Annotated in this window: 7 protein-coding genes; 1 reads left to right on the top strand and 6 read right to left on the bottom strand. The window is 68.6% G+C overall.

Annotation, left to right across the window (positions count from 1 at the left end; genetic code table 11):
* Positions 1-240: 240 nt before the first annotated feature.
* From EA798_RS20360 to EA798_RS20335, 6 genes are all read right to left on the bottom strand, one after another.
* Entirely contained in the window at positions 241-2,442 is a 2,202-nt protein-coding gene (locus EA798_RS20360; RefSeq protein ID WP_122100109.1) for a xanthine dehydrogenase family protein molybdopterin-binding subunit, read from the bottom strand.
* Entirely contained in the window at positions 2,442-3,425 is a 984-nt protein-coding gene (locus EA798_RS20355; protein ID WP_122100108.1) for an FAD binding domain-containing protein, read from the bottom strand. Before EA798_RS20355 ends, EA798_RS20360 begins: the two co-directional genes overlap by 1 nt.
* Positions 3,422-3,934 (bottom strand): (2Fe-2S)-binding protein, encoded by a 513-nt coding sequence (locus EA798_RS20350; protein ID WP_106155820.1) that lies wholly within the window; start codon positions 3,932-3,934, stop codon positions 3,422-3,424. Before EA798_RS20350 ends, EA798_RS20355 begins: the two co-directional genes overlap by 4 nt.
* A 202-nt stretch (positions 3,935-4,136) precedes the next feature.
* The gene (locus EA798_RS20345) at positions 4,137-4,727 is read right to left on the bottom strand and encodes a nucleotidyltransferase family protein (protein WP_122100107.1); all 591 of its coding nucleotides are present in this window, start codon (positions 4,725-4,727) and stop codon (positions 4,137-4,139) included.
* Positions 4,720-5,694, bottom strand: coding sequence for an XdhC family protein (locus EA798_RS20340; RefSeq protein ID WP_122100106.1), 975 nt, complete (start codon positions 5,692-5,694; stop codon positions 4,720-4,722). The genes EA798_RS20345 and EA798_RS20340 overlap by 8 nt, the downstream gene beginning before the upstream one ends.
* Positions 5,695-5,766: 72 nt before the next feature.
* Positions 5,767-6,330 (bottom strand): DJ-1 family glyoxalase III, encoded by a 564-nt coding sequence (locus tag EA798_RS20335; RefSeq protein WP_122100105.1) that lies wholly within the window; start codon positions 6,328-6,330, stop codon positions 5,767-5,769.
* A 131-nt stretch (positions 6,331-6,461) separates the two neighbouring features.
* On the opposite strand from EA798_RS20335, the gene EA798_RS20330 reads away from it, so the two are divergent.
* The coding region (locus EA798_RS20330; protein WP_276330369.1) for a solute carrier family 23 protein at positions 6,462-6,715 on the top strand (254 nt) is incomplete at its 3' end.

Genomic DNA, 6,715 nt, shown 5'->3' with positions numbered 1-6,715 from the left:
GTGACTCGCCCAGCAGGGCGAAAACCAAGCCGTCAGGCAACTCGTTATCCTCCTGACGACCCAGCAACCTTTTGCCGCACTGATGAGCTAAAGCCCCCAAAGGGTCACGCTACCGTTCTGATGGTCCACACGCCCCGAACGCAGAGGCCCACCGTGGCGTGCCCACGCAGCGCGGGGACGATCAGCGGCTCCATCTTCCGCAGCCGCACGGCGGGCCGAAACCCACCTGCGCGCCGGCGCCTACAGCAGTTTGTCCAGGGTAATCGGCAGGTCCCTCACCCGCCTGCCGGTCGCGTTGTAGATCGCATTGGCCACCGCCGCCGCCACACCGACGATGCCGATCTCCCCTACCCCCTTCGACCCCAGGTCGTTGACGATCTCGTCGTGCTCCTCGACGAAGATCACGTCGACCTCCGGAATGTCGGCGTTCACCGGGATGTGGTACTCGGCGAGGTTGTGGTTCATGTAGCGGCCGAGCCGGTGGTCGATCAGCGTCTCCTCGTGCAGCGCCTGGCCGATGCCCCATACCACGCCGCCGACGATCTGGTTGCCGGCGGTCTTCGGGTTGACGATGCGGCCCGCGGCAATCGCGCTGACCACGCGACTGACCTTGATGGTGCCGAGGTCCTCGTCGACGCGCACTTCGACGAACACCGCCGAATGGGTCGCGGTGGCCCAGGCGTCGCGCTTCTCGTCGGGCTTGACGCTGGCTTCGGCCTCCAGCGCCCCGCTGACCTGGACGATGTCGCGCAGCGCCACGGCATGTTCGCCGGTTTTCAGCCGCAGCTGCCCATCGACGAACTCCACCGCGTCCAGACTCGCCCCGGTGAACGGCGAGGCCGGCGACTGCTGCACGGCGTCCAGCAGCTTCTGCCGCAGGCCGGCGCAGGCGCGCTGCACCGCACTACCGACCGAGGACACGGTGGCCGACCCGCCTTCCAGCGGCGCCTGCGGCAGGCTGGAATCACCCAGACGGAATTCCACCTCGCTCATCGGCAGGCCCATGGCGTCGGCGGCGATCTGGGTCATCGCGGTGTAGGTGCCGGTGCCGATGTCGGCGGTGGCGCTGGTTACCAGCAGCCTTCCGTCCGCGTCGATGCAGGCGCGAGCGGAGGCAGGCATCTGCATCGCCTCCCAGACACCGGTGGCCATGCCCATGCCGACCAGCTGATGGCCGTCGCGCAGACTGCGTGGCTGCGCCGCGCGCCGCGACCAGCCGAAACGCTCGGCTCCCTGCTGGTAGCAGGCACGCAGCTCCTTGCTGGAATAGCGCTTGCCCTCGTTGCCGTTGATCTCGGTGTAGTTGCGCAAGCGCAGCTCCAGCGGATCGATACCGACTTCGTGGGCCAGCTCGTCCATCGCGCACTCCAGCGCATAGACGCCGATGGTCGCGCCCGGGGCGCGCATATCCAGCGGGGTATAGACGTCCAGCGGCGCCAGGCGGTAGCCGAGGCGCACGTTGTCGCAGGCGTAGAGCATGCCGGACCACTCCACCTCGTGCTCGGTGAAGTCCTCGAAGCGCGAGGTCTGGCCGATGGCCCTGTGCTCGATGGCCTGCAGCCGCCCGTCACCATCGGCGGCGAGCTTGAGCTGCTGGACGGTCCGCGGGCGATAGCCGAAGGTGAACATCTGCTGGCGGGTCAGCTCGACGCGCACCGCGGCCTTGAGCTTGAGCGCGGCCATCACCGCCAGCGGCAGCTGGTATTGCGGGCGCAGGCCGGAGCCGAAGGCACCGCCGACGAAGGGCGACAGCACGCGGATCTTGCCCTCCATGTCGAACACCTGTTCCAGGTAGCGTTGGCAGTTCTGCACGCCCTGGGTCTTGTCGTGGATCAGCAGCTCCCCGCCCGGCTGGTACTGGACGATGGAAGCATGCGGCTCCATGGGGTTGTGGTGTTCCACCGGGGTTTCGTATTCACGGTCGATGCGATTTGCCGCCGCCGCGAACGCCGAGTCGAAATCACCGCGCGGCTCGGGCAGCTCGGCAGGCGCATCGTGGGCCTGGTCGCGCACGGCCTGCAGATCGGTCTGGTGCGCCTCGACCTCGTATTCGACTCGCACCAGGCTCGCTGCATGGCGCGCCAGGGCCTGGGTCTCGGCCACCACCAGCGCCAGAGGCTGGCCGCTGTAGAGCACGCGATCGTTGTACAGCGGGCGGAACGGCGAGCCTTCGGCGGCATCGTCGTCCTCGTAGGGCTCGTCGTAGCTGGCCACCGGCGGGCGGTTCTGATGGGTAAGCACCAGTCGCACGCCGGGCAGTGCCTCGGCCGCGGCGGCATCGATGTGCGTGACTCGGCCACGGGCGATGCGGCTGGAGACCACCGCGCCGTAGAGCAGCCCCGGCACCTCGGCCTCGGCGGCGTAACAGGCCTTGCCAGTGACCTTGAGCGGACCGTCGACACGGTCCAGCGGCTTGCCCAGTGGAGAGTTGGCGCTGTTCATCAGACGGTTCCTCCGGCGGCTTCGGTCAGTGCACGCACGATGGCGCGATGGACCAGGTCGATCTTGAAGGCGTTGTCGGCAAGCGGTTGTGCGCCTTGCAGCAGGCGCTCGGCTGCCGCTGCGAAGCAGCCCGCTTCGGCGCGCTTGCCACTGAGCTGGTCTTCGGCCTCTTCGATACGCCAGGGCTTGTGCGCGACGCCGCCGAGGGCGATGCGGGCGCGGCGGATGACGTCGCCATCCATCTCCAGGGCCGCCGCGACGGACACCAGGGCGAAGGCGTAGGAGGCGCGGTCGCGCACCTTGAGGTAGGCGCAGTGGCTGGCAAAGCCTTCCACCGGCAGTTCGATCGCGGTGATCAGCTCGCCTTCGACGAGTACGTTGTCCTGCTGTGGCTGGTCGCCGGGCAGGCGGTGGAAGTCCACCAGCTCCAGTCGCCGCTTGCCATGCGGCCCTTCCACATGCACCCGCGCATCCAGCGCCGCCAGCGCCACGCACATGTCCGACGGATGCACGGCGACGCAGTGCTCGCTGGCACCGAGAATCGCGTGGATGCGATTGCGTCCGTCACGCGCGCTGCAACCGGAGCCCGGCTCACGTTTGTTGCAGGGCGTGGCGGTGTCGTAGAAGTAGTAGCAACGGGTGCGCTGCAGCAGGTTGCCGCCGGTGCTGGCCATGTTGCGCAGCTGCGGCGATGCCCCGGCGAGGATCGCCTTGCTCAGCAGCGGATAGCGCTGTTCGATCTGCGGGTGCCAGGCCAGGTCGGCGTTGCTCACCAGCGCCCCGATGCGCAGGCCGCCCTCGGCGGTCTGCTCGATCTCGCGCAGCGGCAGGCCGTTGATGTCGATGAGCTGGCCGGGTTGCAGCACGTTTTCCTTCATCAGGTCGAGCAGGTTGGTGCCACCGGCGATGTAGCGGCTGTCCGGCCCGTGCAGGGCGATGGCCTGGTCGATACGTTCGGGGCGCTGGTAGCTGAACGGCGTCATTGCGCACCCTCCTGGCCGCGCAGCGCCGGCAGAGCGTCCTCAATGGCGGCAAGGATGTTCGGATAGGCGCCGCAACGGCAGAGGTTGCCGCTCATGTGCTCGCGGATCTCGTCGCGGCTGCTGGCACGGTTCTCCGCCGCGAGCCCGGCCGCCGAGCAGATCTGCCCCGGCGTGCAATAGCCGCACTGGAAGGCGTCGTGCTTGACGAAGGCCGCCTGCAGCGGGTGCAGCGCCTCGGCGCTGGCCAGGCCCTCGATGGTGGTCAGGCTGGCGCCGTCGTGCATCACCGCCAGGGTCAGGCAGCTGTTGATGCGCCGGCCGTCGAGCAGCACCGTGCAGGCGCCGCACTGGCCGTGATCGCAGCCTTTCTTGGTGCCGGTCAGGCCGAGCTGGTCGCGCAGCAGGTCGAGCAAGGTGGTCCAGGGTTGCACCTGGAGCTCACGGCGTTCGCCGTTCAGCTCCAGGCTGATGGTGCAGGTTTGGCCTGCAGCTGAAGAATGTTCGCTCATGGCAGCCTCACGGTTTGGGCATTGGTGTGCGCTGTCCGTGCGTCTTGGGGTACGACTGGCGTGGCGCGAAAATCGTTCAGCACCGCTGGCCGAGTGGCTGCGCTGGCGGAGAGTCGTCTCGTGGGGAACGGCGTGGCGCTACGCGGGAGCGACCGACATCTGCTTCGCGCAGGTTCCCGGCAACCACCGAGGCGACTGGGGTTCAGGCCTGCCGGCGGTCATCAGGATGGTCGATGTCCTGCAGCACGCCGGGATCGTTCAGGGCGAGCGCCAGTACCGGGTGCGCGACGAACAGCGCCTGGGCACCGCGATCGCCATCCAGCTGCAGCAGCGCATCGCGATGGGCGCTGCCGATGCCGCGCGGATGGCCGGGGCGGTCGTCATAGGTCGGCACGACCAGGTTGTCTTCGCGGATGGCCGCCGCGATCTCGCGCAGGGTCCGCGGCCGCACATAGGGCATATCGGCCAGCGCCACCAGCCAGCCGCGCGCCACCGGCGCGTGGGCCACGGCCTGCGCGAGGCTGTGGCCGAGGCCGCGGGTGTCCAGCGCAAGCACCCCGCAGTCGGCAGCGTTGGCGCTCAGCCATTCGCGCAGCGGCAGATTGTCTGCACGGGTCACCACCAGCAGCCGTTCGGCGACACCGCGAAAGCTCGCCAGCGTGGCCGCCAGCACCGGCGGCGAAGACGCAGCAGCCAGGCTGGCCGCCAGCAGCTTGTCCGCGCCACCGGCCGCGCGGTAACGGCTGCCCTGCCCGGCGGCGAGAACAATGGCGCAAACGCCCTGCTCAGGCACAGCGCTGTGCCGGCAACGCCTGGCTGACCAGGGCGCCGTTCTTCAGCGCCACCACCTCGGCCATCAAGGACAGCGCGATTTCCGCCGGCGTACGGCTGCCGATGGGCAAGCCGATGGGGCCGTGCAGGCGCTGCACCTGGCGCTCGCCGAGGCCCAGCGAGAGCAGGCGCGCCTTGCGCTTCTCGCTATTGACCCGCGAGCCCAGCGCGCCGACGTAGAAAGCGTCCGATTGCAGCGCGGTAAGCAGTGCCATGTCGTCCAGCCGCGGGTCGTGGGTCAGCGCAACGATGGCGGTGTGCGCATCCGGCTCGATGGCCAGCACGGCATCGTCCGGCATGCCGGGCACGAAGCGCACGGCGGCCGCATCCCAGTCATGGGCATAACCTTCGCGCGGGTCGCAGATCAGCACCTCGAAGCCGAGGCCGTGGGCCAGGTCGGCGACATAACGCGACAGCTGCCCGGCGCCGATCATCAGCAGGCGCCAGGCCGGGCCGAACGGGGCACGCAGAGTATGGCCATCGAACTGCAGCGCGGCGTCGCGTCCGGCGGTTTGCAGCGTTACGTCACCACTGGCGATATCCACGCAGCGCAGCAGCCGCTCGTGTGCGGCGCAGCGACGCAGCAGCTCGTCGATCCAGCCGGCATCGCGCAATGGCTCCTGCAGCAGGCGCAGGGTGCCGCCGCAGGGCAGGCCGAAACGCGCGGATTCTTCCTTGCTCACGCCATAGGTGATCAGCTGGCCGGTAGACGGTGGCTGGTCGGCCATGACCCGGGCGAGCAGATCGTCCTCGACGCAGCCGCCGGACACCGAGCCCTCGACGCGACCATCGCCGCGCAGCGCAAGCAGCGAACCCACCGGACGTGGCGCACTGCCCCAGGTTTCCAGCACCGTGTAGAGCACCACCGCGTGGCCGTCGCGCAACCAGTCGCGGGCGCGCCGCAGCACCGTCAGATCGACACTGTCCATCGTTCTCCTCGGCTCCAGCCAGTTGCCGCCGGGACTTCCGGCAATGCAAGGAGTGACCGATCCGGGACGAGGTTAGTTCGTTGCCGGCACCAGCATGGCGTCGGCGACCTCGCGGCGCTTGCCGCGACCGGCCAGGCGCTCCACCAGGGTCAGGGCGAATTCCAGGGCGGTCGCCGGGCCCTGACTGGTGATGCAGTTGCCGTCCACCACCACCGGCTGGTCGAGAAAGTGCGTGCCGGTGAGGTTGTCGCTCATGCCCGGATAGCAGGTCACCTGGCGGCCTTTGAGCACGCCGTAGGGATGCAGCGCGACCGCCGGTGCGGCGCAGATCGCCGCATAATCGAGCCCGGCGCGGGCCTGCTGGCGCACGCGCTCGGCCAGCGGCTCCAGCTCGCCTAGGGTTTTCGCCCCGGGCATGCCACCGGGCAGCACGATCAGGTCGAAGTCCTGCGCGAGCACGTCCAGCAGCATGGCGTCGGCAGTGATCCGGGTGCCCCGCGCGCAGGTCAGCATGCGCCGCTCCTCGGCGCTGGCGACCAGCACTTCGAACTCGGCGCGGCGCAGCACGTCGATCAGGGTGACGGCTTCCAGGTCTTCGGAACCGTCGGCGATCGGAATCAGGACTCGTTTGCTCATGGCGTTCACCTGCTCAATGGAAATTCAACCGCGCTGTCGCCCGGTGTAAGATGCGCGGCTTTTGCGACGACACGCGAATCGCCCGCCAGAGGCGACAGCCCTCACACTGACCGGCACTTAGAGGATCGACCATGCTGGAAAAGCTATTTCAACTCAAGGCGCACAACACCACGCTGCGCACCGAGGTCCTGGCCGGTATCACCACCTTCCTGACGATGGCCTACATCCTCTTCGTCAACCCGAGCATCCTCGCCGAAACCGGCATGGATCACGGTGCGGTGTTCGTCGCCACCTGCCTGGCCGCGGCCATCGGCTCGGCGATCATGGGGCTGGTTGCCAACTACCCCATCGCGCTGGCACCGGGCATGGGCCTGAACGCCTTCTT

Source organism: Pseudomonas songnenensis (assembly GCF_003696315.1).
Taxonomy (GTDB): domain Bacteria; phylum Pseudomonadota; class Gammaproteobacteria; order Pseudomonadales; family Pseudomonadaceae; genus Stutzerimonas; species Stutzerimonas songnenensis.
The sequence above is the reverse complement of the archived record's forward strand: the minus strand, read 5'-3'. Positions and strand labels throughout refer to the sequence as shown.